This window comes from Gordonia asplenii, from assembly GCF_012933505.1.
GTDB classification, from domain to species: domain Bacteria; phylum Actinomycetota; class Actinomycetes; order Mycobacteriales; family Mycobacteriaceae; genus Gordonia; species Gordonia asplenii.
On record NZ_JABBNB010000001.1, the window covers coordinates 319,502 to 343,903 of the forward strand.

Annotated in this window: 23 protein-coding genes and 1 pseudogene; 12 read left to right on the forward strand and 12 right to left on the reverse strand. The window is 66.8% G+C overall.

Annotation, left to right across the window (positions count from 1 at the left end; genetic code table 11):
- The first annotated feature begins 11 nt into the window (after positions 1–11).
- Entirely contained in the window at positions 12–581 is a 570-nt protein-coding gene (locus HH308_RS01450; RefSeq protein ID WP_170192360.1) for a TIGR03086 family metal-binding protein, read from the forward strand.
- A 9-nt stretch (positions 582–590) separates the two neighbouring features.
- Here HH308_RS01450 and HH308_RS01455 read toward each other — a convergent pair whose 3' ends face one another.
- The 9 genes and pseudogenes from HH308_RS01455 to HH308_RS01490 all read right to left on the reverse strand — a co-directional run bounded on the left by HH308_RS01455 (position 591) and on the right by HH308_RS01490 (position 9,420).
- The gene (locus HH308_RS01455) at positions 591–1,775 is read right to left on the reverse strand and encodes an acyl-CoA dehydrogenase family protein (protein WP_170192361.1); all 1,185 of its coding nucleotides are present in this window, start codon (positions 1,773–1,775) and stop codon (positions 591–593) included.
- A gap of 1 nt (position 1,776) precedes the next feature.
- On the reverse strand, positions 1,777–2,667 hold the full coding sequence (gene phaZ, locus HH308_RS01460; RefSeq protein WP_170192362.1) for a poly(3-hydroxyalkanoate) depolymerase: 891 nt from the start codon (positions 2,665–2,667) through the stop codon (positions 1,777–1,779).
- Positions 2,664–3,116, reverse strand: a complete 453-nt coding sequence (locus HH308_RS01465) for a MaoC family dehydratase (RefSeq protein WP_170192363.1) — start codon at positions 3,114–3,116, stop codon at positions 2,664–2,666. Before HH308_RS01465 ends, phaZ begins: the two co-directional genes overlap by 4 nt.
- A 44-nt stretch (positions 3,117–3,160) precedes the next feature.
- Entirely contained in the window at positions 3,161–4,861 is a 1,701-nt protein-coding gene (locus HH308_RS01470; RefSeq protein WP_170192364.1) for a PHA/PHB synthase family protein, read from the reverse strand.
- Positions 4,862–4,906: 45 nt separating this feature from the next.
- Positions 4,907–6,397: a long-chain-fatty-acid--CoA ligase gene (locus HH308_RS01475; RefSeq protein WP_170192365.1), complete on the reverse strand. Its 1,491-nt coding sequence runs from the start codon at positions 6,395–6,397 to the stop codon at positions 4,907–4,909.
- A gap of 136 nt (positions 6,398–6,533) precedes the next feature.
- Positions 6,534–7,769 carry a PucR family transcriptional regulator gene (locus HH308_RS01480; protein ID WP_312870260.1) on the reverse strand — a complete coding sequence of 412 codons (1,236 nt, stop codon included), beginning with the start codon at positions 7,767–7,769 and terminating at the stop codon, positions 6,534–6,536.
- Between the two features lie 23 nt (positions 7,770–7,792).
- Positions 7,793–8,176, reverse strand: a complete 384-nt coding sequence (locus HH308_RS29660; RefSeq protein WP_246284119.1) for a DUF488 domain-containing protein — start codon at positions 8,174–8,176, stop codon at positions 7,793–7,795.
- A gap of 18 nt (positions 8,177–8,194) precedes the next feature.
- Positions 8,195–8,908: pseudogene (locus tag HH308_RS29665) on the reverse strand (uracil-DNA glycosylase); the annotation flags it as partial.
- Positions 8,905–9,420 carry a PadR family transcriptional regulator gene (locus tag HH308_RS01490; protein WP_170192367.1) on the reverse strand — a complete coding sequence of 172 codons (516 nt, stop codon included), beginning with the start codon at positions 9,418–9,420 and terminating at the stop codon, positions 8,905–8,907. The pseudogene HH308_RS29665 and the gene HH308_RS01490, both read right to left, overlap by 4 nt.
- An 86-nt stretch (positions 9,421–9,506) precedes the next feature.
- On the opposite strand from HH308_RS01490, the gene HH308_RS01495 reads away from it, so the two are divergent.
- The 3 genes from HH308_RS01495 to HH308_RS01505 are packed head-to-tail and all read left to right on the forward strand — an operon-like array spanning position 9,507 to position 11,826.
- Positions 9,507–10,061, forward strand: a complete 555-nt coding sequence (locus HH308_RS01495; RefSeq protein WP_170192368.1) for a hypothetical protein — start codon at positions 9,507–9,509, stop codon at positions 10,059–10,061.
- Between the two features lie 45 nt (positions 10,062–10,106).
- Complete coding sequence (gene rarD, locus HH308_RS01500; RefSeq protein WP_170192369.1) at positions 10,107–11,021, forward strand: EamA family transporter RarD; 915 nt, start codon at positions 10,107–10,109, stop codon at positions 11,019–11,021.
- Between the two features lie 43 nt (positions 11,022–11,064).
- Positions 11,065–11,826, forward strand: a complete 762-nt coding sequence (locus tag HH308_RS01505; RefSeq protein ID WP_170192370.1) for an HAD-IIB family hydrolase — start codon at positions 11,065–11,067, stop codon at positions 11,824–11,826.
- Between the two features lie 525 nt (positions 11,827–12,351).
- Here the strand turns inward: HH308_RS01505 and HH308_RS01510 are convergent.
- Complete coding sequence (locus HH308_RS01510; protein WP_170192371.1) at positions 12,352–13,158, reverse strand: tyrosine-protein phosphatase; 807 nt, start codon at positions 13,156–13,158, stop codon at positions 12,352–12,354.
- A gap of 148 nt (positions 13,159–13,306) precedes the next feature.
- Between HH308_RS01510 and thyX the strand changes: the two genes are divergently transcribed.
- From thyX to HH308_RS01540, 6 genes are all read left to right on the forward strand, one after another.
- Positions 13,307–14,059, forward strand: coding sequence for an FAD-dependent thymidylate synthase (gene thyX / locus HH308_RS01515; protein ID WP_170192372.1), 753 nt, complete (start codon positions 13,307–13,309; stop codon positions 14,057–14,059).
- A gap of 87 nt (positions 14,060–14,146) precedes the next feature.
- Complete coding sequence (gene dapA / locus HH308_RS01520; protein ID WP_170192373.1) at positions 14,147–15,052, forward strand: 4-hydroxy-tetrahydrodipicolinate synthase; 906 nt, start codon at positions 14,147–14,149, stop codon at positions 15,050–15,052.
- Positions 15,049–17,004 (forward strand): ribonuclease J, encoded by a 1,956-nt coding sequence (locus tag HH308_RS01525; RefSeq protein WP_170192374.1) that lies wholly within the window; start codon positions 15,049–15,051, stop codon positions 17,002–17,004. The genes dapA and HH308_RS01525 overlap by 4 nt, the downstream gene beginning before the upstream one ends.
- Positions 17,005–17,008: 4 nt before the next feature.
- Positions 17,009–17,641, forward strand: a complete 633-nt coding sequence (locus HH308_RS01530; protein WP_170192375.1) for a TIGR03085 family metal-binding protein — start codon at positions 17,009–17,011, stop codon at positions 17,639–17,641.
- An 89-nt stretch (positions 17,642–17,730) separates the two neighbouring features.
- On the forward strand, positions 17,731–20,811 hold the full coding sequence (locus HH308_RS01535) for a DNA translocase FtsK 4TM domain-containing protein (RefSeq protein WP_170192376.1): 3,081 nt from the start codon (positions 17,731–17,733) through the stop codon (positions 20,809–20,811).
- 220 nt (positions 20,812–21,031) lie between these two features.
- Entirely contained in the window at positions 21,032–22,024 is a 993-nt protein-coding gene (locus HH308_RS01540; protein WP_170192377.1) for a TerC family protein, read from the forward strand.
- Here the strand turns inward: HH308_RS01540 and HH308_RS01545 are convergent.
- Both HH308_RS01545 and HH308_RS01550 read right to left on the reverse strand, forming a co-directional pair.
- Positions 22,014–22,322, reverse strand: coding sequence for a YciI family protein (locus HH308_RS01545; RefSeq protein ID WP_376767144.1), 309 nt, complete (start codon positions 22,320–22,322; stop codon positions 22,014–22,016). The two genes, HH308_RS01540 and HH308_RS01545, sit on opposite strands and share 11 nt — an antisense overlap.
- 191 nt (positions 22,323–22,513) lie before the next feature.
- Positions 22,514–23,065 (reverse strand): amino-acid N-acetyltransferase, encoded by a 552-nt coding sequence (locus HH308_RS01550; RefSeq protein WP_170192378.1) that lies wholly within the window; start codon positions 23,063–23,065, stop codon positions 22,514–22,516.
- 147 nt (positions 23,066–23,212) lie between these two features.
- Here HH308_RS01550 and pgsA point away from each other — a divergent pair, with 147 nt between their 5' ends.
- Entirely contained in the window at positions 23,213–23,857 is a 645-nt protein-coding gene (gene pgsA, locus HH308_RS01555) for a CDP-diacylglycerol--glycerol-3-phosphate 3-phosphatidyltransferase (RefSeq protein WP_170192379.1), read from the forward strand.
- 205 nt (positions 23,858–24,062) lie between these two features.
- Positions 24,063–24,380 (forward strand): helix-turn-helix domain-containing protein, encoded by a 318-nt coding sequence (locus HH308_RS01560; protein ID WP_170192380.1) that lies wholly within the window; start codon positions 24,063–24,065, stop codon positions 24,378–24,380.
- Positions 24,381–24,402: the final 22 nt, after the last annotated feature.

Consider the following 24,402-nt stretch of genomic DNA (forward strand, 5'->3'; position numbering starts at 1 on the left):
GGCTTGAGGTCATGGAAACACACGAAGAACTCGACGCTGTGCTCGCCGACCTCGGCGACCTCCTGGCCGCCGCCGCCCACACACCCGCCGGGGCCGTTACGCCCTGCACCGACTTCGACTTCGCGACGCTGCGCCAGCACGTGGTCGGCTGGATGTCGGCCTTCACCGAGGGATTCAGCGCCGACGACCATCAATGCGGCGACGCCGAGGCGGTAGTCGTCGTCGGCGACGGGTCCGACCAGGTATGCGACTTGCGGGCTCGGCTCGCGCAGGTACTTCCCGCGGCCGCCGAGCATCCGGTGCGCATCGGCGACGCCGAGATGCCCGGCGGGATGTCTCTGTCGATGATCCTCTGGGAATATCAGGTGCATGGCTGGGATCTCGCTCGTGCCGCCGGAATGGATTGGCGCCCAGCCGAATCCGGCGTGAACGAGTCGCTGCGGTTCGCGCCGACGATGCTGACCCCCGACTACCAGGGAGAGGGCAAGACCTTCGCACCCGCCGTCGACGTCGCGAACGACGCGCCGGCGATCGACCGGTTGGTGGCGATGTCGGGGCGGGATCCGAAGTGGTCGGCGTAGGGGACTGCCCTACACGAACGCGCTGTGCCCGGTGATCGACTTGCCCACGATCAGCGTGTTCATCTCCCGCGTTCCCTCGTACGAGTAGATCGCCTCGGCGTCGGCGACGAACCGTCCGACGTTGTGTTCCAACAGGATTCCATTGCCGCCCATCAGCTCTCGTGCCCAGCCGACCGTCTCGCGCATCCGGACCGTGCAGAACGCCTTCGCCAGCGACGAGTGACGGTCGGCCGCCTGGCCGGCATCTTGCAGCTGCGACAGCCGTGTCACCAGTCCCCACGACGCCGTGATGTTGCCCAGCATCCGGACGAGTAGGTCCTGCACGAGCTGGAATCCGGCGATCGGACGGCCGAACTGTTCGCGCTCCAGCGAATACGCCAGGGCGTTCTCGTATGCGCCGCGAGCACAACCGACCGCCATCCACGCCACGCCGGCACGCGTCATCCGCAACACGTCGGCCGTCGCGGCGAACGAGTTCGCGTTCTGCAGCCGGTCGGCCTCGTCGACGCGGACGTCGGTCAGCGTGATCAGCCCGTTCTGCACGATCCGCAGCGCGAACTTGTGCTCCTGCTTCTCCACCGCGAAGCCCGGCGCATGGTTGTCGACGATGAACCCCTTGACCTGCCCGTCCGCCTCGTCGCGGGCCCAGATGATGGTCAGGTCACCGATCGGGGCGTTGCCGATCCACTTCTTGCGCCCGTTGAGGATCCACGTGTCGCTGTCGCGGCGCGCGGTCGTGGTCAGACCGCCCGCCGCACCCGACCCGACGTCGGGCTCGGTCAGCCCGAACGAACCGATCAACTCGGCGCGTGCCATCTTCGGCAGATACTTCTGCTTCTGCTCGTCCGACCCGCATAAGTAGATCGAGCCCATCGACAGTCCGCTGTGGACGCCGTGGAAGGTCGCGACCGACGAGTCGACCCGCGCCAGTTCCATGGCCAGCATTCCGTCGAACAGGTAACTGCGCCCGGCACATCCGTACCCCGCATACGGGCTGCCGGCGACGCCCAGCTCGGCGTAGCCGGGCAGGATCTCGCTCGGGAACTGCGCCTTCGACCAGTACTCCAGCAACAGCGGCTGCACATCGGTTGCGAGGTAGTCGCGGACGCGGCCGATCACCGCGCGGTCGTCGTCGCCGAGCAGCGCGTCGAAATCGTAGAAGTCGGCGGCGTAGTCGGGTGGGGTGGCGGGCATGTCAGCCTCCGGGAGTGAGTTGGACGTCGGATCCCCGGCGCCATGGCTTGCGGGCCACCCGCGGCGGACCGAGGTAGTCGTCGATGACGGGACCGAATACGTCGGCTGCCAGAATCAGTTCGATGTGGCCGCCCGGATGTGAATGCAGGGTGGCCCGGGGGATGAGCCCATTCATGATGCGTGCGTTGATCATCGGGACGATCGGGTCGTCGGTGCCCGCGATGATCAGGGTGCGCTGCCGGATGGCGGGCAACGCGAAGATCGACGTCCAGATCGACCCGGCCATCAACTGGTGTAGATAGCCCTTCTTCGACCCGGCGTGCAATTGCCGGATCAGCAGTTCGGCGACGTCCTGACCGTGTTCGCGCACCACCCCGCCGTACAATTGCGCGGCGATCGACGCTCCGTACGACGGATCGCGAAACCGCCTGGGGGTCACCATCTTCGACAGCACCCGCGGATTGCCGGGCACCATGACGGCACCGGTCCCGGTCGCCACCAGAATCAGCCGGCGGCATCGCCGCGGGTTCTGGAATGCGAACTGCTGCGCCAGTGCGCCGCCCCATGACAGACCCAGCACGTCGACGACCCCGATGTCGAGGTGGTCGAGCACGCGGCCGAGAACCCAAGCGAGATAAGGGAATCCGTAGGGCAGCGGCGACGTCGGCGACTCACCGGTCCCCGGCACGTCGAAGCGGACCACCGGGCGCTCCGGGTCGAGGTTCTCGACCAGCGGGTCGAGCACTTCCAGACTCGCGCCGATTCCGTTGCACATCACCAGCGGCACCCCGACGCCGGGGCGATACCGTACGCGGATGCGCTGCCAACCGGTCGCGATGTAGGTGTCCTGGCTGTCCTGCGGCGCGGCCGCCTTCTCATCGACGGTGCTCATCGGTACAACACCACCCATTCGGCGATGCACGCCGGCCGATCGGATCCGTCGAGCTCGTAGGTGATCTTGAAGACGGCCTCCACGCCGGCCGGCTTCTGTTGAGCAGCGGCGAGTTCGACGACGCCGCGGATCTTCTTGCCGACCGGGACCGGCGCCGGGAAGCGCACCTTGTTGAGGCCGTAGTTCAATGCCGCGGCCACATTGTCGATCTGCACCGTCTCGGCGAGCAGCAGCGGAGCGAGCGACAGGGTGAGGTAGCCATGGGCGATGGTGCCGCCGAACGGTCCGGCCGCGGCCCGTTCCACGTCGATGTGAATCCACTGGTGATCACCGGTGGCGTCGGCGAATTGATTGACGCGGTCCTGGGTGATCTCGATCCACTCGGAGGTGCCGAGCACCTTCCCGACATAGTCCACAATGGAGGCTGGGTTGGCGATCTGGGTAGCCATGCGTACTCCTTTCAGAAATGAGAAGCGTTGGGGGAGAAGCGGTCTTACGATTCGAGCACATACGTTCCCGGTGCCGGGGCGAGCGGCTCGAAGCCCGCTGTACCGAGCGCGCTCGGTGCGTCCACTTCGGCGCCGCCACGCTCGTTGAGCCATGAGATGTGATCCGGCCACCACGAGTCCGAGTGCTTCTCGGCGGTCTGCAACCACTCTTCGGGGGTGACGTCGGAGTCGGCCGGCCCGGTGCGGAACGAGGCCTTCGGGTTCCCGGGCGGATTCACCAGTGAGGCGATATGGCCGCTCGTCGACAGCACGTAGCGGCTGTTCTTCGAGCCGAGCAGGGCGGCACTGCGGTAGGTCGCCTGCCACGGGCAGATGTGATCGGCGATGCCGCCGACGACATACGAGTCGCGTTCGATCGCACCGAGGTCGACAGGGGTGCCCAGCATGGTGGCCTTGCCCGCGGTGACCAGGTCATTGCCCAATCCCATCATCACCATGTCTTTGTGCAGCTCAGCGGTCATCCGCGTGGTGTCGGCGTTCCAGAACAGGACGTCGAACGCGGCGGGCGAACGGCCCTGGATGTAGTTGTTCACCCAGTAGCGCCACACCAGGTCGGTGGGCCGCAGCCACGCGAACATCTCCGCCATCGCCCGGCCGTCGAGGTATCCCTTGTTCGACGACTGCCGGATCGCGGCGTGCGCGGCGCGCTCACTGGCCAGCGCCGAAGCGAAACCGGCCTGGTTCTGGTCGAGAACGGTCACCCCGAGGGTCAACGAGTTGACCTTGTCACCCTGGCCGGTGGCCTCCAGGTGTGCCAGCGTCATCGCGGCAAGGATGCCGCCGGAGCAGGTGGCCGACACATTGGTGGTGTGCGATCCGGTGATCGACTGCGTCGCCTCGATCGCTTCGATGATCGCCTTGCCGTACGCGTCGAATCCCCAATCACGGTGGCGTGCTTTGGGATTGCGCCACGAGATGGCGAACACCTGCTGGCCGTTCTGGACGTAGTACTCGATCATCGAGCGCTTGGGCGCGATGTCCATGATGTAGTACTTGTTGATCACCGGCGGGACCAGCAGCAGCGGCACCTCGCGGACCTGCTTGGTCTGCGGTGCGTACTGGATGAGCTCGAACATCCGGGTGCGCAGCACCACGGCGCCCTTGGTGGTCGCGACGGTCTCTCCGACGGTGAACGCGTCCGGCTCGACCATTGCGGGCACTCGAGGCTTCGAGGCCATGTCGCGCACGAAGGCCTTGAAGCCGCGGACCGCGGACAGGCCACCGGTGTCGATCAGCGCCTTCCAGCCGAGCGGGTTGAGGATGATGTTGTTGGTGGGCGACAGACCTTCGATGAAGTTGTCCAGTGCGAAGCGCACCTTCTCGGCGTCGCGCCAATCCAAATCGGTTGCGGCGTAAAGCTGTTCGACGGTGTCCGACGCCGCGAGGTAGGCCTGCTCGATGCGGTGCAGAACGGCGTTGCCGGCCCACGCGGGATCGGCGAAACGCTTGTCGTGGCGGGCCGGTTGACGGTTGGAGCGGCCGACGGCGATGGTGCCCAGCTCCTTGGCCAGGCCCGCGCCCTTCTCGGCGACGGTGATCGGCTGCTTCGCCAGTTCCATTCCGAAGCGCGCCCACGCGGCGTTGGGGGCCATCCGGTTGGCGAACGATTTGGTGGAGTTGACGAGTAGCAGGTCCAGCGGCGCGGCGATCTCGCCCGCGGCGGCGTTGTTGTGAGCGATAGTCATATCGGGATTCCTTGGAGTAACAGCGGCTCAGTCGGCAGCGGTGGTTCAGTTGGTGGGGATGACGATGTCGCGTTTCTGGATCTTCCCGGTCGGGCCGGTCGGCAGGGCGTCGAGGAACCAGATCTGCCGCGGGTACTTGTAGGCGGCGACGCGTTCCTTGGTGTAGTCGCGCAGTTCCTCTTCGGTGACCGAGGCGCCCGGCTTGAGCTGGACCGCGGCACCGACCTCCTCGCCGAGTGAGGAATGCGGAATGCCGACCACCGCGGCCGCGGCGACGGCGGGATGCTCGTAGAGCACCTCTTCCACCTCACGCGGGTAGATGTTGAAGCCGCCGCGGATGATCATGTCCTTGGTGCGGTCGACGATGCGGTAGTAGCCGTCGGCATCCTTGGTGCCGACGTCGCCGGTCGAGAACCAGCCGTCGGCGTCGATGGACTTCGCGGTCGCCTCGGGCAGATTCCAGTAGCCCTTCATCACGTTGTGGCCGCGGATCTGGATCTCACCGGGAGCGTCGACGTCGGCTTCGGTGCCGTCGACGGTGACGACGCGCATCTCGACGCCTTCGATCGGGGTGCCGATGCTGCCGGCCTTGCGTTCTTTGTCCGGGTGGTTGAAGCAGGCGACCGGAGAGGTCTCCGACAATCCGTATCCCTCCAGGATCGCGGCGTCGAACGCGGCTTCGAAGTCGGTGATCACCTGCGCGGGCAGCGCGGCGCCGCCGGAGGCGCACAGTCGCAGCGTGCTGGTGTCGTCGGTGTCGGTGCGAGCCGCGATGAGTGCCGAGTACATCGTCGGGACGCCCTCGAAGATGGTGACCTTGTCGGCGGCGATCGTGTCGAGCACGACGCGCGGGTCGAAGCGCGGAATCAGGGTGAGCGTCGACTGGGAGTACACCGCGGAGTTGAGTCCACACGTCAAGCCGAAGACGTGGAACAACGGCAGGCAACCCATGATCACGTCGTCGGGCTGTGCGCTGAACAGGGTGCGCACGCTGACCTCGGCGTTGCGGCCGAGACCGACATGGGTCAGTTCGGCGCCCTTGGGCTTGCCGGTGGTCCCGGAGGTGTGCAGGATGACCGCGGTGTCGAGGCCGTCGCGTGCCACCGGCGCGGCCTGGGGCGTCGACCCCGCGATCGCTGCGACCAGGGCGTCGTCGGCGATGATGCAGCGGGCGCCGGCCGCCTGTGCTCCGGCGTTCGCCTCCTCGGCGAAGGTCGGTACCGCGAAGAGGATCTTGGCAGAGGTGTTGGACAGGTAGAACTCGATCTCCCGCGACTTGAGCAGCGGGTTCATCGGTACGGCGACGGCACCGGCGCGCAGGATGCCGTAGAACAGGATCGCGAACTCGGGCACGTTCGGCAGCATCAGGCCGATCCGGTCGCCGGGCTCGATTCCGTTGTCGGCCAGCAGGGTGGCGACGCGAGCGGCGGCGTCGTCGAAAGCGGCATAGGAGTAGGTGGTCGGTCCGCATTTGAGCGCGGCGTGTGCCGGGCGCGCGGCGGCGGCTGCGACGAGGTTTTCAGCGAGGTTGGTCATGGGTGCTCCGCTCTTCGAGGCTCTTCGAGGTCGAACTTTTTCTACCTCTTAAGCGTGCGCCCCGACACCCCTTTCCCGCGATGGTGCGCTGCCTAACGTTTGCCGCACCCGAGTGTGCACATGCACAACGTGGGTTCTATGTGGGCGGATCCGTGTGCGATAGGTCACCCGCAGACGCCGGAAAATGCGCGTCTACCTCGAACGCGAGGCACAGTTCGGCGAGTTCGCGGGGCGCGGTGGTGGACCGCCCGCTGAGTTCTTCGATCCGCCGCAATCGGTGTCGCACGGTGTTGCGATGGACGAACATCCGTTCGGCGGTGGTGTTGATGTTTCCCCCCGCGTCGACCCAGGTCCGGAAGGTGTCGAAGAGCGGCTCGCGGTCGTCGTCGGGCAACGCGTAGAGCTTGCTCAGCACCGTGTTGGCGACGTCGAGGCTCACCTCCGGCGTCGACACCGCCGCGATGCCGAGCACCGAATCGTCGAACTGGGTGACGCCCGACCCCGGGCCGTTGACGGCGACCCGCGCATACCGCAGCGCCTTGGCGGTGTCGGCGAGTTCGGCGAAGGGTGCGCTCACCCCGACCCGTCCGACCGCGATGCGTGACAGCAGTTCCAGCACCGAAGCGCGCGACGCCGCCGACGGTGCGTGCACGATGCCGATCTGCTGATCGGGCAGTAGCCGCCACGCCGAATACAGGTCGAGTGCCCGCATCTTGGCGTCGACGCCGGGCAGCGGCTGCTTGCCGACGGTCGGCGCGGTGGCCGCGATCGCCAGGTACGGCCCGCGCGTCGGGATGCGCAGATGCGCGGCGATCTCCCACAGCGATGTCTGCGACGTCACCCGCCCCTCGAGCAGGTGTTCGGTCAGCGCGGCCCGCTCGGCGGCGTCGTCGAGAATCTTGCTGGTGGTCTGCTCGCGATGCGCCGACGCCATCGCGACGATGAACGCATCCTGGCCGAGCCACATCCGTTCGGTCGCCGCGAGGACGGCACGTCGGGAGAAGTGCTCGTTGTCCTGCGCGACGGCCATGAATTCGCGCCACACCATCTGAAATCCGATGCGGTAGGCGTGCATCAGCGCGGTCAGCGGCACGCCGCGGGACGCGCGGTCGGTCCCGGTGATCCGGGCCGGCGTGGTGTCGAAGGCCTCGTCGCCGCGCATGCCGCTGATCACGAACTCGAAATTGTGTCGTACGGTCTCGGTGATCCGCTCGATCGGCACCACGTCGGTCGAGGCGTAGAAGTCGACGTCGCGCGCGATGGTCTCGGCCACCGTCCGCGACAGGGACCCGAGCCGCACGTTCATGAGGTCCGCGATCTCGCTCAGTTCGGCGGCGAGCTCGGCATCGGTGACGGTAGTGATCGGTGGCACCCGTCAATTGTGCATGTGCACCATCAGGTTTCGTGACCGGTTCCCGAGCAACGCAGGACGTGCGCCAGCACGGTCGCTTCGCTGATGTCGTCGCGCTTGGCCGCGGTGAGCAGCGTGAGCGGCCCCTGCGCGGCGCGACGGCGCAGGTCAGCGAGCGCGTCGGCACGCTCGGGGACGGTGAGTTCGGCGCGGTATCTGGCGGCGAACTCGGGGAACTTCGCCGGGTCGTGGCCGTACCATTTGCGCAGCTCGGTCGACGGTGCGACGGCCTTGCACCACTCGTCGAGGTGAGCGCGGTCTTTGCTCATCCCGCGCGGCCACAGCCGGTCGACGAGGATTCGCGCGCCGTCGTCGGGATCGGGGTCGTCGTAGATCCGCCGGACGCGGACCGCCGCGTGGTCGGTCATCGGTGCCTCCTCCGCTCGGGCGATCGTGTTCGCCTGCCGCAGAACATCTCCCAGCATCTCCCGGGTGAGCCGCCCGGTAAAGGTGTTGTGCTGGCTCACGTGATAACACCCCAACAGATGCAGCCGTCGGCCGTCCGGGTGGGTCAGCTCGACGTCGGCGCCGTGCGTGAACTTCGGGCGGGGCGAAGGCAGCTCCCAACCGGCGTCGGCGAGCACGGTCATCAGTGCCTGCCAGCCGAACGCTCCCAGCACGACGGCGACTTTCAGTGTGGCGCTGAGCAATTCGATCTCACGGGCGAGAAACGGCGCGCAGGTCCGACGTTCGGTCGGCGTCGGCTTGTTGTCCGGCGGCGCGCAGCGCACCGGTGCGGTGAGGCGGACGTCGTGCAGCACCAGGCCGTCGTCGATCGCAGTCGCGGTCGGTTGGCTGGCCAGGCCGACGTCGTGCAGCGCCGCGAACAGAAAGTCTCCGCTGCGGTCGCCGGTGAACATGCGGCCGGTGCGGTTGGCGCCGTTGGCCGCGGGAGCGAGCCCGACGACGAGGATCGTCGCGTCGGCCGGCCCGAAGCCGGGAACCGGTCGGCCCCAATAGGTTTCGTCGCGAAACGACGCACGCTTGACGGTGGCGACGTGCTCGCGCCAGCCGACCAGGCGCGGGCAGGCCCGGCAATCGACGATCAACTCGTCGAGCATGCTCAGCGTCGTCGCCGATCGCGGGGGGCGTCGGCTCATGAGTCGAGGCGCTCCAAAGCCCATTGCGCCCAACCGATTTCCATGTCGGCCTTGCGCAGCCCGAATTCCAGGGCGATCCTGCCGTTGGTCGAGATCGGGTCGACGTTGGAGGCGATCTGACCGACGATCTCGTCGAGCTGCTTGCGTTGGGCGATCGCGGAGTCGCGGTGCGCGGTGAACACCGAGCGGGCATCGGCGGGGGAGACGACGTCGAGAAAGAACACGCGCAGCAGCAGGTCGCTGCGAATCGCCTTGGGTTTGGGCGGCGTGCGCATCCAGTCGCGTAGCTCGGCGCGCCCGGCGTCGGTGATCGCGTAGTCCTTGCGGCCGCGCGCTCCCTCGGCGGATACCGTGATCAACTCGGCGTCGGACATCTTGTTCAGCTCGGTGTACACCTGACTCTGGGTTGCGGGCCAGACGTTGGCCATCGACGAATTGAAGACCTTCATCAAGTCGTAGCCGCTCGCCGGTTCGTCATCGAGAAGTCCGAGTAGCGCATGTCGCAACGTCATGTGTCGACCATATTCCACTATTGACAGGTCGTGCAACGAGCTTCTACATTCGACAGGTCAGTTATGGAATGTTATTTGGAGGACTATTGACCTATTTGCGCGGCTTCATCCCCTGGATCGCCTACGGTGTGGTCGCGGGCTTCGCCGACTGGCGGTGGGGGGCGCTGAGTGCCTTCGTTCTCAGCGTCGTGCTGATCCTCATCGACCGTCGGTCGGGGATGAAGGTCGACGCTCAGATCCTCGAGATCAGTGCCGCCGTGTTCTTCGCCGTGCTCACCGCGGTCGCATTCATCGCGCCGCACAGCGGCGTCGAGGACTACGACAGCTGCCTGGCCTTCGGCTGGCTCGCATTGACCTCCTGGCTGTCGCTGGCACTGCGTATGCCCTTCACCGAGGGCATTGCGAAACGTGAAGTGCCGCAGGAGTATTGGAATTCACCTCGGTTCAAGCGGGTCAACGTCGTGATCACCGCGGCATGGGCGCTGGCATTCACCGTGACGTGCGCCGTCGTCACCGTCGTCTACCTCCTCGGCCTCGACGATTCCCTGGACATCGCCGCCCAGGTCGCCGGTTTCGTGGTGCCGGTGATGTTCACCAACTGGTACCGGCAGCGGGCGGTCGGTGCCGCGCAGGACGCCTGACACCTGCTCGTCGGCGCGGTATCCCGATGCCGCACACTGAGTTCCGTGAGCGTCGACGATTACTCGAATCATCGTTCCGATCCCGGTGGCCTGGCCGCCGGGATCGGTGCGTATGTGGTCTGGGGCTGCTTTCCGCTGTTCTTCACCCTGCTCGATCGGTCCGGTGCGGTGGAAGTGCTGGCGCACCGCGTGGTGTGGACGTTCGTCGCGATGTTCGTCGTGCTGGTGGTGACCCGCAGGGTGAGGTCGCTGCTGGTGATCTCACCGCGATCATGGCTCATCGTCGCCTCCGCGACGGCCTTGATCTGCCTCAACTGGGGCACCTACATCTACGCCGTCAATTCGGGACAGGTCGTCGAATGTGCCCTCGGCTATTTCATCAATCCGCTGGTCAGTGTCGTGTTCGGAGTGATCCTCTTCGGTGAGCGCCTGCGCCCGCTTCAAGTCGTAGCGCTGATCGTCGCCGCGGCCGCGGTGGTGGTCATCACCGTCGACTACGGCCACCCGCCGGTGATCGCGCTCGTGCTGGCCTTCTCGTTCGGCCTGTACGGCGTCCTGAAGAAGATCGTGCCACTGGACCCGCGGACCTCGCTGACCGCCGAGGGCGTCGTCGCGGCGCCGTTCGCGCTCGGCTACCTGATCGTTCTGACGGTGCACGGGGCGTCGACGTTTACGCAGTTCGGCATCGGCTATGCGGTGCTGCTGGCTGTCGCCGGACCGCTCACCGCGGTGCCATTGCTGCTCTTCGGGGTTGCGGCACAACGGATTCCGTTGTCGATCCTCGGAATTCTGCAATACCTCACCCCAACCATGCAGATGCTGATCGGGTTGTTCGTGCTGGGTGAGTCGATGACTCCGGTCCGGTGGGTCGGCTTCGGGCTGATCTGGGTGGCGCTGGTCATCTTCACCGCGGGTTCGCGTGTGTCGCGCGAAAATGACAAGGTAGACGTCGACAAATGACAGATGTGCTGTCGTTGAGAAGAGTGTTAGGAACGCGCAGACTATGGCGGTAACGGCCAACGATAAGACGTACTCGCTGGTGATGTTCGACCTCGACGACACCCTCGCGCCGTCGAAGAGTCCCCTCGGCGACGACATGGCCGACCTGCTGCGCCGACTCCTCGCCACCACCCGCGCGTGCATCATCTCCGGTGGCAACTACACCCAGTTCCAGACCCAGGTGATCGGACGGCTCGGTGACTTCGACGGTATGGGCAACCTGCACCTGATGCCGACGAACGGCACCCAGTACGTGCGTTGGTCGGGGACCGAGTGGGAGACCGTCTACGCCGAGTCGCTCACCGACGACGAGAAGCGGCACGCGATGGACGTCGTCGAGGCCGGTGCGCGCGAACTCGGACTCTGGGAATCCGAGCCCTGGGGCCCGATCCTGGAGGACCGCGGCAGCCAGATCACCTTCAGCGCCCTCGGCCAGTTGGCCCCCGTCGACGCCAAATCCGCCTGGGACCCCGACGGAGCGAAGAAGGAATCGTTGCGGGCCTATGCCGCGCAACGGCTGCCCGAGTTGGAGGTGCGCAGCGGTGGCTCGACGTCGGTCGACATCACCCGCAAGGGCATCGACAAGGCGTACGGCACGCGACGGCTGATGGAGATCCTCGGCGTGGCCACCGAGGAGATCCTCTTCTTCGGCGACCGCCTCGACGAGGGCGGCAACGACCGCCCCGTACAGGACATGGGCGTCGACTCGGTGCACGTGCACGGTTTCGCCGACACCTACGCGAGGCTGAGCGCGATCGTCGGGTGACAGCGGGTCCCCTCCGTTGGTTGAGCCGGAGCGCAAGCGCAGGCCCCTCCGCTGGTTGAGCCGGGCCGGAGCGCAAGCGCAGGCCCGTGTCCAAACCACGGTGCCCTCCGCTGGTTGAGCCATGGTTGAGCGCAAGCGCGGCCTGTGTCGAAACCACGGTGCCCTCCGCTCGTCGAGTGCCGAAGCGAGGCGCCGTGCTGAGCGAGGAACGAGTCGAAGTAAACGAGCTTCGGTGTATCGAGACGTCCGCCGGCCGAAGTCGTCGACGTAGGTACGGCAGTGAGCTTCTGAAAGTCGCGTGGATTCAAGGGATTTGGGCCGGGTTGGTTTCTTCGTCTCGCCGACCCCTCGTTACACCGAAGCTCGTTCCTCGCTTCGGCACTCGGGGAGCGAGTGGGTGGTCGCCTTCGAGAATTCTGCTGCTCTCGGGGGCGGGTGGTCGCCTCCGGGAATTCTGCTGCTCTCGGGGGGGCGGGTGGTCGCCTCCGAGAACCCTGCTGCACTCGGGGGGCGAGGTGCGGCAGCTCAGTACACCCGCAGCGGGACTCGTACGGCGTTGCGGAGCGCGGTCACCTCGGCAGGCGTCAGGCCCAGACCCTTGCGGACGTAGTTGTCGAAGCTGCCGTAGACGCGGTTCGCGGTCGAGAACGACGTGTTGAGCAGGTTCAGATTGACGCCGTTGAGCGGATCATTCGGCGTGGCGTGCCGATAGATGTTGCTTGCCAGGTAATCGCTGTCGACGGTGGCGCGGTCGACGCCGGCGATCGTCAGAATCAGTGCGGCGGCCCAGCCGGTGCGGTCCTTGCCCGCGGTGCAGTGGAAGATCACCGAATCGCCCGCCGCCACGGTCGTGGTGATGGTGCGCAACGCGGTCGCGAACTGAGCGCGTGCCTGTGCGTCGGTGACGAACGCACGGTAGGCGCTGGTCAGGTCGATGAGCGTGGTCGGCGGGGTGGCGCCGAGGACGTCGTCGTAGTGCAGGGTGGCACCCGGGACGACGTGGTCGGGCTGTAGTGCGCGCTCGGCGGCGGTGCGCAGATCGATGATCGTGGCCACCCGACGCTTGGCGAGCGTGGCTTTGTCCGCGGCGGTCAGCTTGGACAGGTTGTCGCTGCGGATCACCAGCGAACTGATCGACTTGCCGTCTCGCGTGGTGATGCCGTCGAAGGTGCGGGTGTTCTGCGTGCCGTCGAGCTTGATCAGCCGGGTCGGGGCGACGATCGTCGACTTCGGTGCCGCCGCGGCCGGTACCGCGACGAGGGCGGGGGCGCCGAGCAGCGCAGCGACGACAGTGGCAGCGGTCAGGGTCTTTCGGAGCGACGATGATTTCACTCGTCGATTGTTACAACCTGCCTCGACGGTGCGCCACCCTTACCGTCCGCCCAGCGGGTTAACATTGCCTCCCGTCCGCCCGAAACTCCATCGATGCCCCCGAGATCGATGCCCCCGAGATCGATGCCCCGAGAGGAAGTGTCCACCCGTGTCGAGGTCAGTGCCGTGCAACGTCGAGCTGGTCGCGGCGACGTCGTTTCGCACGCCGGAGGATGTCGACTGGGAGACCGACGCCGACGGCGGTGAGGCGCTCGTCGAATTCGCCGGCCGGGCCTGTTATCAGAGCTGGGACAAGCCGAATCCGCGCACGGCGACCAACGCCGGGTACCTGCGGCACATCCTGGAAGTGGGCCACCTGTCACTGCTGGAACACGCGAACGCCACCTTCTACATCACCGGGATCTCCCGGTCGTGTACGCACGAACTGATTCGGCATCGACACTTCTCCTACTCGCAGCTGTCGCAACGCTTTGTGCCAGAACATGATTCGAATGTCGTGCCACCTCCCGCGATTCGGGGAGACGCACATCTGGAGGAACTGTTCGCCAAGGCGACCGATGCCAGCCGCGACGCTTACGTCGAACTGCTCGACGCCCTGGAGGCCAAGTTCGCCGACGTTCCCAACGCCATCCTGCGACGCAAACAGGCACGCCAGGCCGCGCGTTCGGTGCTGCCTAACGCGACCGAGACCAAGATCGTCGTGACCGGAAACTACCGAGCGTGGCGGCATTTCGTCGGTATGCGGGCCACCGAGCACGCCGACGTCGAGATCCGGCAGCTGGCCATCGCATGCCTGCGAGAACTACTTGCGGTGGCGCCGACGGTGTTCGGCGACTTCGAGATCGGCGAATTGTCCGACGGCACGCAAGTGGCGACGTCGCCGTTCGTCCTGGAGGGATGAGGGTCGGCGTGACGCGTCCCACCCCGCCCGTGAAACCCGGTGTGCCCCGGTGGGAACCGCACTTGGCGCCAGGTAGCCTTATGCACTATGACTGCAGGTGAGGCGCCGGTGAGAGCGCATCCGTTTGGGACTATCGGTGTCGCGATGGTGACCCCCTTCGCGGCCGACGGTTCGCTAGACCTCGACAAGGCCGCCGAACTCGCCGACCATCTGGTCACCAAGGGCTGCGACGGCCTCATCATCTCCGGTACCACCGGCGAGTCGCCGACCACCCAGCCCGAAGAAAAGCTCGAAGTGCTGCGCGTGGTGATCGACGCCGTGGGTGGCCGCGCGAAGATCACCGCGGGCGTCGGAACCTACGACACCCTGGAAAGCGCCGAATTCGCGCGCAATGCCGCTGCCGCGGGCGCCGACGGCCTGCTGGTCGTCACGCCGTACTACAGCAAGCCCCCGCAGTCGGGTCTGCTCGCGCATTTCCGGACCGTCGCCGACGCTACCGACCTGCCGGTGCTGCTCTACGACATTCCCGGACGTTCGGTGGTGCCGATCGCCACCGAGACCATCCGCGCCCTCGCCGAGCATCCCAACATCAAAGGTGTGAAGGACGCCAAGGGCGACCTGCACGCGGCGGCAGACCTCATCGCCACCACCGACCTGGAGTTCCTGTCCGGCGAGGACGCGCTCAACCTGCCGTGGCTGGCTATCGGCGCGTCCGGATACGTCAGTGTGATCGGCCACTTGGTGCCAGATCGCCTGCGGGACATGCAGATTGCGGTCGAGAAGGGCGATCTGGCCACCGCCCGGGAGCTGACCGCCTCGATGAAGCCGCTGGTGGACGCGATGGGCCGCCTCGGCGGCGTGACGATGGTCAAGACCGCGTTGCGGATCCTCGGACTCGACGTCGGCGACCCGCGCTTGCCGCAGGTTCCCGCCGACGGGGCGCAGATCGAAGAGCTGATCGGCGACCTGCGCGCCGCGAGGTTGCTGTCATGACCGCGCCCGAACGCCCCCGGCGGCGGCGCAGCGCGACCCGGCAGGCGGGACCACCCGCGGAGCGTCAGGTCACACCGCCCGTCGACGAGGTTGCCGCAGAGTCGGTCGTCGCGCCCGTCGAGGTTGCCGCAGAGCCGGCCGCCAAGGCCGACGAGCCGAAGAAGGCCAAGCGCTCCGACCGTCGGGGCGGCCGTAAGTCGGCGCCCAAACCCGTTGCCACACAGGGCAATCCGCCGCAGGCGCCGCGCGCTGCGGCGAGTGAGGCCACCGATCGGCTCGGCCTGCCACCCAAATTGAAGCGTGGCGGACTGCGCATCGTCGCGCTCGGCGGCATCGGCGAGATCGGCCGCAACATGACGGTCTTCGAATACAACGGCAAGTTGCTGATCGTCGACTGCGGTGTGCTGTTCCCCGAGGACCAGCAGCCCGGCGTCGACCTGATCCTGCCCGACTTCCGCTACATCGAGGACCGGATGGATGACGTCGAGGCGATCATCCTGACCCACGGGCACGAGGACCACATCGGTGCGGTGCCGTTCCTGCTGCGTCAACGCAGCGACATCCCGGTCATCGGTGCCCGGTTCACCCTGGCCCTGGTCGCGGCCAAGTGCAAAGAACACCGGTTGCGCCCCAACCTGATCGAAGTCACCGAAGGCCAGAAGACTCGCCACGGACCGTTCGAGTGCGAGTACTTCGCCGTCAACCACTCGATTCCCGACGCCATCGCCGTCGCGATCCGCACCCCCGCGGGAGTGGTGCTGCATACCGGCGACATCAAACTCGATCAGCTGCCGCTCGACGGACGCCTCACCGACCTCGCCGGATTCAGCCGGCTCGGCGACGACGGTGTCGACCTGTTCCTCGTGGACTCCACCAACGCCGAAGTGCCGGGTTTCGTCACGCCGGAGCGGGAGATCGGCGGGGTCCTCGACACGGTGATCGGCAAGGCCAAGCACCGGGTGATCGTCGCGTCGTTCGCGAGCCACGTGCATCGCATCCAGCAGATCATCGACGTCGCACAGAATCACAACCGCCGCGTCACCTTCGTCGGCCGGTCGATGGTCCGCAATATGCAGATCGCGCAGGATCTCGGCTATCTGCGGGTGCCCGACGGCGTCGTCGTCGACCTCGATACCGCCGCGACCCTGCCCGACCATCGCGTCGTGCTGATCTCCACCGGCTCGCAGGGAGAGCCGCTGTCGGCGCTGTCGCGGATGGCGCGCGGTGAGCATCGGCAGATCAACATCCGCGCCGACGACCTCGTCGTGCTGGCGTCGTCGTTGATCCCGGGCAACGAGAACTCGGTGTTCGCGGTGGTCAACGGACTGGCCAAACGCGGTGCCACCGTCATCACGCAGCAGAGCGCGAAGGTGCACGTCTCCGGTCACGCGTCGGCGGGCGAGCTGCTCTATCTGTACAACGCGGTCCGGCCGAGCAATGTGATGCCGGTCCACGGCGAATGGCGCCACCTGCGGGCGAACGCCGCGCTGGCAGTTGCGACGGGTGTCGCACCGGATCGGGTGGTGCTGGCCGAAGACGGCGTGGTGGTCGACCTCGTCGACGGTCGGGCGTCCGTCGTCGGGCGAGTCCCCGTGGGGCACGTGTACGTCGACGGACTGTCGGTCGGCGACGTCGGGGAGACGACGCTGTCGGATCGCCTCGTCCTCGGCGAGGGCGGGTTCATCGCGATCACCGTCGCCGTCGATGCGACGACGGGACGCGCGGTGAGTGCGCCGGAGGTGTCCGGGCGCGGCTTCTCCGACGACCCGACCGCGCTCAAGGATGCGGCCGACCTGGTTGATCGGGCGCTGGAGAACCTGGCGTCGGAGGGCGTCACCGAGATCCACCGGATCGCGCAGACCATCCGCCGGACGGTGGGCCGCTGGGTCGCCAAGGAGTACCAGCGTAAGCCGATGATCGTGCCGACCGTACTCGCAGTAGGGGACAACTGAACCGATGACCCACGCCCGCGCCGAGCGCGCTGCCTTCGCCGCGACGTTGCTCGACGTCGGGCCGGACGCCCCGACCATGTGTGAAGGGTGGACCACGCGGGATCTCGCGGCGCACGTCGTCGTGCGGGAATCGCGTCTCGACGCCGCACCGGGAATCACGATTCCCTTCTTCGCCGGGTATACCGAGAACGTGCGTGCGCGCACGGCGGCGGGATCGTGGACCGGGCTGGTCATGCGACTGGCCGACGGTCCGCCGTGGTTCTCCCCGATGAAGCCCCTGGACCGCTGGTTGAATCTGTCGGAGATGTTCGTCCATCACGAGGACGTGCTACGCGGCGGCGCCGACCCCAATGGACCGTGGACTCCGCGAGTGCTCGACGACGGCTTGCAGGACGCGCTCAGGGGGGCGGTCCGCAGTGCGGTGATGCTGGCGATGACCAATGTTCCGGCCGCGGTGACGCTCGCCACAACGGAAGGGGTCGTGCTAGCGACAGTCGGCCGTGGCGAGCCGGTGACGGTTACCGGCACGCCCGGTGAGCTGCTGTTATTCGCCTTCGGACGGGCTCCGGTGGATGTCCGATTCAGTGGATCCGGCGCGGCGATCGAGGCGTTGAAAGATAGCTCGCGCGGGATCTGAGCACGCACACATCACAAAAGACTAACGGCCTCCCGTAACTTGTGTTGCGCATGTGACTGAAGTGAAGCCTAGAGACTAGGCTGTGAGCCATGGCTTCGAAAGCAACCGCTCGTACTGGCGCGCGCTCGTCGGCCGGGGGAACCCGCGCGTCGAGTGCCCGCGGCGGCACTTCCGGCACCCGCTCGGGCGGCGCCCACCGGGCGTCGGGTACTCGCCAGGCGAGTGCCAAGACGACCGGTAAGACCGCCGGTACCGCTGCAGGCAAAGCGTCCACGTCGCGTTCCGGCGCCGCCAAGTCCGCCCCCCGCAAAGCCACCGCGAAGTCGCGCTCGGGCTCGACGGGCCGTTCGGCGTCCGCGGGTCGGGTCAACACCGCCTCGGCCGACCTCCATCGTCGCAGGCCATCCGTCGCTGCGTCGGCCGGTCGCGGCATCGGTGCGAGTTGGACACTGCTGGCTCGCGGGGTCGGCAAACTGGCCCGTACCGGAACACACGGCAATCGGCGCGGCGTCGACGATCGCTACGCATTCGACGAGATCCCGTTCGACGAGGATGAGAACGAATTCCTCGACCAGCCCACCCCCCGCGACTCGCATTCCGGTATGAAACGGGTGCCCGCCGGTGGTGGTCACTCCCATCGTCGAGACGGTGCGGGACTCGCGCTGATCATCGTCGCCGCCGTCATCTGCGCCGGTGTGTGGTTCGGGGCGGCCGGGCCGGCCGGGGCGTTCGTCGACACCTTGGTGCGCGCGATCGTCGGCGTGGTGGCCGTTGTCGTGCCGATTCTGTTGCTGGCGGTCGGCATCATGCTGATGCGCCGGCCACCGAATCCACGGCGTCGGCCGCAGTACATCGGCGCCGCACTGCTGATCGGCCTTCCGCTGCTCGGATTGATTCACCTGATCGCCGGATCGCCGAAGGGCCTCGACGCCCGCTCGGTCGCGGGCGGGTACGTCGGATTCGTGGTCGGCACGCCACTGACGAACGCGGTCACCGAATGGATCTCGGTGCCGGTCTTCTTGCTGTGCATGGCGTTCGGCGCGCTGCTGCTCTCCGGGCGGACGGTGCGCGAAGTGGTCGACGGCGTGGCCGGCTACCTCGGACTCGTCGATCATTACTACGAGGACGACTACGCGAGTCAGTTCGACGACGATGACGCCGACGGCGTCGACGAGCCGCTCGACGCCGTCGAGGACGACACCGACGACTTCGTCGATCCGGTCGAGTCACCCGCACCGGCACGTCGCTCGAGGCCCGAACGGTCGGCCGACCCCTACGACAACTACCCGCCCGACGAGCAGCCGGCGCGGCGTCGACGCTCACGGAAGGCGGCGCCGACGTCGGGTGCGGCCGATGTACTCGCCGACCTGGCCACCGAACCCATTCCGGGACGGCGCCGCACACCGGTCTCGCCGGACATGGTCACCGAGCCGATCCTCGACGACGCCGACGACTTGTTCGCCGACGACCCATGGGCCGACGAGCCCGTCGAGGCGGATCCCGAACCGGCTCCCGCGCCCCGACCGCGCAAGACCGCGGGCGAAGCGGCCCGAGAACGGGCAGCGGCTGCGCCCGCGCCCCGGCCGACTCCCAAGCCGACGCCGAGACCCGCTCCGGTGCTCGACGTAGACGACGATGACGATGATGACGCGCCGCTGGCCCGGCCGATGGCCGATTCGGAGGGTAGCTACCTGCTACCCCCGGCGTCGTTGCTGATCGAAGGTGACCCGCCCAAACTCGGCAGCAACGCCAACGACGAGATGATCGACCGCATCGGCAGCGTGCTCGAACAGTTCAAGATCGACGCCGCGGTCACCGGCTACACCCGTGGCCCGACCGTCACGCGCTACGAGGTGGAACTCGGTCCCGGCGTGAAGGTCGAGAAGATCACCGCGTTGCAGCGCAATATCGCCTACGCGGCGGCCACCGACAACGTCCGCCTGCTGGCCCCGATCCCCGGCAAGTCGGCGGTCGGCATCGAGGTGCCCAACGCCGACCGCGAAATGGTGCGGCTCGCCGACGTGCTGGCGTCACCGAAGAGCCGCAAGGACCGCCACCCGCTGGTCATCGGCCTCGGTAAGGACATCGAGGGCGACTTCGTGACCGCCAACCTCGCGAAGATGCCGCACCTGCTGGTGGCCGGCTCGACCGGCTCGGGCAAGTCCAGCTTCGTCAACTCGATGCTGGTGTCGTTGTTGCAGCGGGCCACGCCCGACCAGGTCCGAATGATCCTGATCGACCCCAAGATGGTGGAGCTGACGCCCTATGAAGGCATCCCGCACCTGATCACGCCGATCATCACACAGCCGAAGAAGGCCGCGGCCGCGCTCGCGTGGCTGGTTGAGGAGATGGAACAGCGCTACCAGGACATGAAGGCCTCGCGTGTGCGCCACATCGACGACTTCAACGCGAAGGTGGCCTCCGGCGAGATCACGACGCCGCTCGGTTCGGAGCGGGTGTACAAGCCCTACCCCTACATCCTCGCCATCGTCGACGAGCTCGCCGACCTCATGATGACCGCACCGCGCGACGTCGAAGACGCCATCGTGCGTATCACGCAGAAGGCCCGTGCCGCGGGCATCCACCTCGTGCTGGCCACCCAGCGACCGTCCGTCGACGTCGTGACCGGCCTGATCAAGACCAACGTGCCCTCTCGGCTGGCGTTCGCGACGTCATCGTTGACCGACTCGCGAGTCATCCTCGACCAACCGGGCGCCGAGAAGCTGATCGGCATGGGTGACGGACTGTTCCTGCCGATGGGCGCGAACAAGCCCATCCGCATGCAGGGTGCGTTCATCACCGACGAGGAGATCGCCGCCGTCGTCGACTTCAGTCGTGAGCAGGGCGAACCCGACTACACCGAGGGCGTCACCGCGGCCAAGGCCGGCGACAAGAAGGACATCGACTCCGACATCGGCAACGACCTCGACGACCTGCTGCAAGCCATCGAACTGGTGGTGTCGTCGCAGTTCGGATCGACGTCGATGCTGCAGCGCAAACTGCGCGTCGGCTTCGCCAAGGCGGGACGCCTGATGGACCTGATGGAGACGCGCGGCGTCGTCGGGCCGAGCGAGGGATCCAAGGCGCGCGACGTCCTGGTGAAGCCGGAAGACCTGGCCGGAGTGATCGCGTCCATCACCGGCGGAGGCGACGCGGCGGCGGGGGAGTGAATTCTCCGGTATACTGCTAGGAGATTCACGAGGGGAGTACCCCGACCACGGCAACCCGTCACTACGGCCTGAACGAGCACGTGCCATCACGCTGCTGAGAATCGGAGCCCGGGACGTCGGCCCGCACGACATCAGTCGCCCGCGGGTGGGAGAGACCTCTGGCATCGCAATGGATTCACCGTCGCCGAGCGCGACGGTGCTGCGCGCTGGAGGTAGTGCTGTGGAAGTATCCCTGCTGGTCTGGACGGTCACCGTCGCGGTGATCGCGGGCCTGTTCGTCTTCGATTTCTTCGCTCATGTTCGGGTGCCCCATGCACCGACGTTGCGTGAGTCGGGCACGTGGTCGGCGATCTACATCGGCATCGCCGTCGCGTTCGGCGCGTTCGTCTGGTGGAAGTGGGGCGGGTCGTTCGGTGGCGAATACTTCGCCGGCTACATCACCGAGAAGGCGTTGTCGGTGGACAACCTGTTTGTCTTCGTCATCATCTTCGCGAAATTCGCCGTGCCCGCGGAGTACCAGCAGAAGATTCTGCTCCTCGGGATCGTGATGGCGCTGGCTCTGCGCGGCGCCTTCATCGCCGTGGGCGCGGCCGCGATCAGCACCTACAGCTGGGTGTTCTACCTGTTCGGGGCATTCCTGCTGTACACGGCCATCAAACTGATCCGCGAGTCCGACGACCCCGTCGACCACGAGGAAGAGCGCGAGTCGCGTCTGGTCCGGTTCGTCAAGCGCAGGCTGCGCACCACCGACGACTACGACAGCGACCGATTGTTCACCCGCGTCGACGGACGCCGCATGGCGACGCCGATGCTCATGGTGCTCATCGTCATCGCCTTCACCGACGTCCTGTTCGCGTTGGACTCGATCCCGGCGATCTACGGCCTGACGTCGCAGCCTTACATCGTGTTCACCGCCAACGCATTCGCCTTGATGGGGCTGCGGCAGCTGTTCTTCCTGCTCGGCGGACTGCTCGAGCGGTTGGTCTACCTCAGTTACGGACTGTCGTTCATCCTCGGCTTCATCGGCGTCAAGCTGGTGCTGCACGCCCTGCACGAGAACACCCTCGGCTTCATCAACGGCGGCGAGCACGTGGCGGTGCCGGAGATCTCCACCCCGGTCTCGTTGGCGGTGATCGTCGGAACCCTCGTCGTGACGACGGTGGCGAGCCTGGTCGCTTCACGACGCCAGGATGCCGGGCCGGTTACGCGGTAAACGGCCCGAATACCGGCGTCCATTCCTGGACGCGCACCGCGCTCACGCCGCCGACCTGCTGGAACGGGTCGGCGGCGACGAACTCGCGCGTCGAGTCGGCGTCGTCGCCGCGGACCAGGAATAGCCCGCCCGAGCCGTCGGTGAGCGGGCCGGCGATCAGCATCCGCCCGGCGTCGACCTGCTCGGACAGCCAGGCGCGGTGCGCCGGTCGATGTTCGTCGCGCAGCGGAAGCTTCTCCGGTGGGTAGGTGTACTCGACGAGGAACACGGCCATGATGACTCCTGGAATTTCGGTCACGGTTGGAACCGGACGGTCGGACTGGGCGGTACGAGTGGATCGTCCCGGCTAATCGTTGTGATGTCGCCGCGGCGCGCTAGGCACGATACCGGTCAGTTGAGGGCGCTGATGCGGTGACCGGGGCGCTACTGCGGTAGCCGACGTCGTGCGAGTGGATAAAGGCGCACTACCACCGCGGAGACTCAAGTCATCTAGGCGAGGGTGACCAACATCCGGGTGTTCCCCAGAGTGTTCGGTTTGACATAGGACAGGTCGAGGAACTCCGCGACACCGGTGTCGTAGGAGCGGCACATCTCCTCGTAGACCTCGCGGGTCACCGGGGTGCCCTCGATCTCGACGAATCCGTGCCGGCCGAAGAAGGCGGTCTCGAAGGTCAGGACGAACACCCGGGACAGCTCGAGTTCACGCGCGACGTCGAGCAGCTGCGCCACGACACGATGCCCGATGCCGTGCCCCGCGAGAGTCGGGTCCACAGCGACCGTGCGGACTTCGCCGAGGTCGGCCCACAGCACGTGCAGCGCTCCGCAGCCGACCACCCGCTCGGTGCCGGTCTCGGCCACGGTGGCTACCCAGAACTCCTGCACGGCCTCGTAGAGGGTGACGAGATTCTTCTCCAGCAGGATCTTGCCCGCGTATTCGTCGATCAGCGACTTGATCTGCGGCACGTCGGAGGTGCGCGCACGTCGAACGACGATGTCGTTCGACGCAGGGGCGTTCTCCACGGGCAGATCAGCTGAACTCATGAGCAGAATCCTAAGCCGACGACACGGGTCGTCGGTGCCCGACCCACGCGCTGCCGGTGGGCGATCACGTAGTCGTTACGCTAGGCACGTGACTATGCACGACTGTGTACCGCAGCCGCCGCGCGCTTCGACGTGTCGGCCGGTCGCATGAGCGAGCACAAGCGCATCTCCGAGCGCTTGGCCGCAGGTGACGGCCCTCCCGATCACATCACCGACCCGGTCGACGTGGTACCGGTGCTCAACATCGCCAACGTCTTGACCATGTTCCGCATCGTGTTGGTACCGGTATTCGTGTTCACTCTTCTGGTCGACGGCGGCCACGACACCATGTGGCGACTGATCACCACCGGCGTGTTCGCCCTGGCCGCGCTCACCGACCGCTACGACGGGCAGATCGCCCGGGAGCGTGGCCTGGTCACCGATTTCGGCAAGTTGATGGATCCGATCGCCGACAAGGCCCTCATCGGGGCGGCGCTGATCGGCCTGTCGATTCTGGGCGATCTGCCCTGGTGGGTGACGATCGTCATCCTCGGTCGCGAACTGGGTGTCACCGCGCTGCGTTTCTGGGTGCTGCGGCACGCGGTGATTCCGGCGAGCCGTGGCGGGAAGCTGAAGACCCTGCTGCAGGCGCTCGCGATCGGATTGTTCCTGCTCCCGCTGCCGCACCCGTGGGAATGGGTGGCGTGGACCTTCATGATCAGTGCCGTCGTGGCGACCATCGTGACCGGCGTCGACTACGTCTGGCAGGCGATCGCGCTACGGCGCACTGCGGCCGATCAGTCGTCCCCGTGATCATTCGTTCGGTGCACCGCGGCGCGTTGTGCCCGGCGACGTCGGGCATCGTGGACTAACCTCGCGACAGAGACACGCGATGACACTCCTCGATGCCGTCGCGACGGCCCGGCACTCTAGAGTGAAGAGTCAGGTCGGTGTGAGGGTTCGGGAACCCGGGGGACCGTATGTGCGTTGGACTTGAGGACGAGACAGGAGAGCACAGATGGCACAGCTGTTGCGAGAGGCGCTGGGCGACACCCTGCGCCAGGCGCGGACTGACCAGGGCCGGACGCTGCGTGAAGTGTCGACCAACGCGCGAGTGAGCCTGGGTTACCTCTCCGAGGTGGAACGCGGACAGAAGGAAGCGTCGAGCGAACTGCTCGCGGCGATCTGCGATGCCCTCGACGTCGAACTCGCCGACCTGCTGCTGGCCGCGGGTGAGGCCCTGCGCCCGACGCCTGCCGACGTGATCGCGTCGACCAAGGTGGTCATCCCCGCGCCGACGTCGAGCGAACGCCCCGCGGCCCTCGCCGCCGCCTGAGATGCTTACCCTGCGAACCGAC

Coding starts and splice junctions, on each gene's coding strand:
- HH308_RS29660 (WP_246284119.1), bottom strand. CDS start 8,176: ATGACCGACCACGCGGCGGTCCGCGTCCGGCGGATCTACGACGACCCC.
- phaZ (WP_170192362.1), bottom strand. CDS start 2,667: ATGAGCACCGTCGATGAGAAGGCGGCCGCGCCGCAGGACAGCCAGGAC.
- HH308_RS01465 (WP_170192363.1), bottom strand. CDS start 3,116: ATGGCTACCCAGATCGCCAACCCAGCCTCCATTGTGGACTATGTCGGG.
- HH308_RS01530 (WP_170192375.1), top strand. CDS start 17,009: ATGACCCACGCCCGCGCCGAGCGCGCTGCCTTCGCCGCGACGTTGCTC.
- HH308_RS01550 (WP_170192378.1), bottom strand. CDS start 23,065: ATGAGTTCAGCTGATCTGCCCGTGGAGAACGCCCCTGCGTCGAACGAC.
- HH308_RS01490 (WP_170192367.1), bottom strand. CDS start 9,420: ATGACGTTGCGACATGCGCTACTCGGACTTCTCGATGACGAACCGGCG.
- HH308_RS01470 (WP_170192364.1), bottom strand. CDS start 4,861: ATGACTATCGCTCACAACAACGCCGCCGCGGGCGAGATCGCCGCGCCG.
- HH308_RS01505 (WP_170192370.1), top strand. CDS start 11,065: ATGGCGGTAACGGCCAACGATAAGACGTACTCGCTGGTGATGTTCGAC.
- HH308_RS01560 (WP_170192380.1), top strand. CDS start 24,063: ATGGCACAGCTGTTGCGAGAGGCGCTGGGCGACACCCTGCGCCAGGCG.
- dapA (WP_170192373.1), top strand. CDS start 14,147: ATGACTGCAGGTGAGGCGCCGGTGAGAGCGCATCCGTTTGGGACTATC.
- HH308_RS01535 (WP_170192376.1), top strand. CDS start 17,731: ATGGCTTCGAAAGCAACCGCTCGTACTGGCGCGCGCTCGTCGGCCGGG.
- HH308_RS01455 (WP_170192361.1), bottom strand. CDS start 1,775: ATGCCCGCCACCCCACCCGACTACGCCGCCGACTTCTACGATTTCGAC.
- HH308_RS01475 (WP_170192365.1), bottom strand. CDS start 6,397: ATGACCAACCTCGCTGAAAACCTCGTCGCAGCCGCCGCCGCGCGCCCG.
- pgsA (WP_170192379.1), top strand. CDS start 23,213: ATGAGCGAGCACAAGCGCATCTCCGAGCGCTTGGCCGCAGGTGACGGC.
- HH308_RS01450 (WP_170192360.1), top strand. CDS start 12: ATGGAAACACACGAAGAACTCGACGCTGTGCTCGCCGACCTCGGCGAC.
- HH308_RS01525 (WP_170192374.1), top strand. CDS start 15,049: ATGACCGCGCCCGAACGCCCCCGGCGGCGGCGCAGCGCGACCCGGCAG.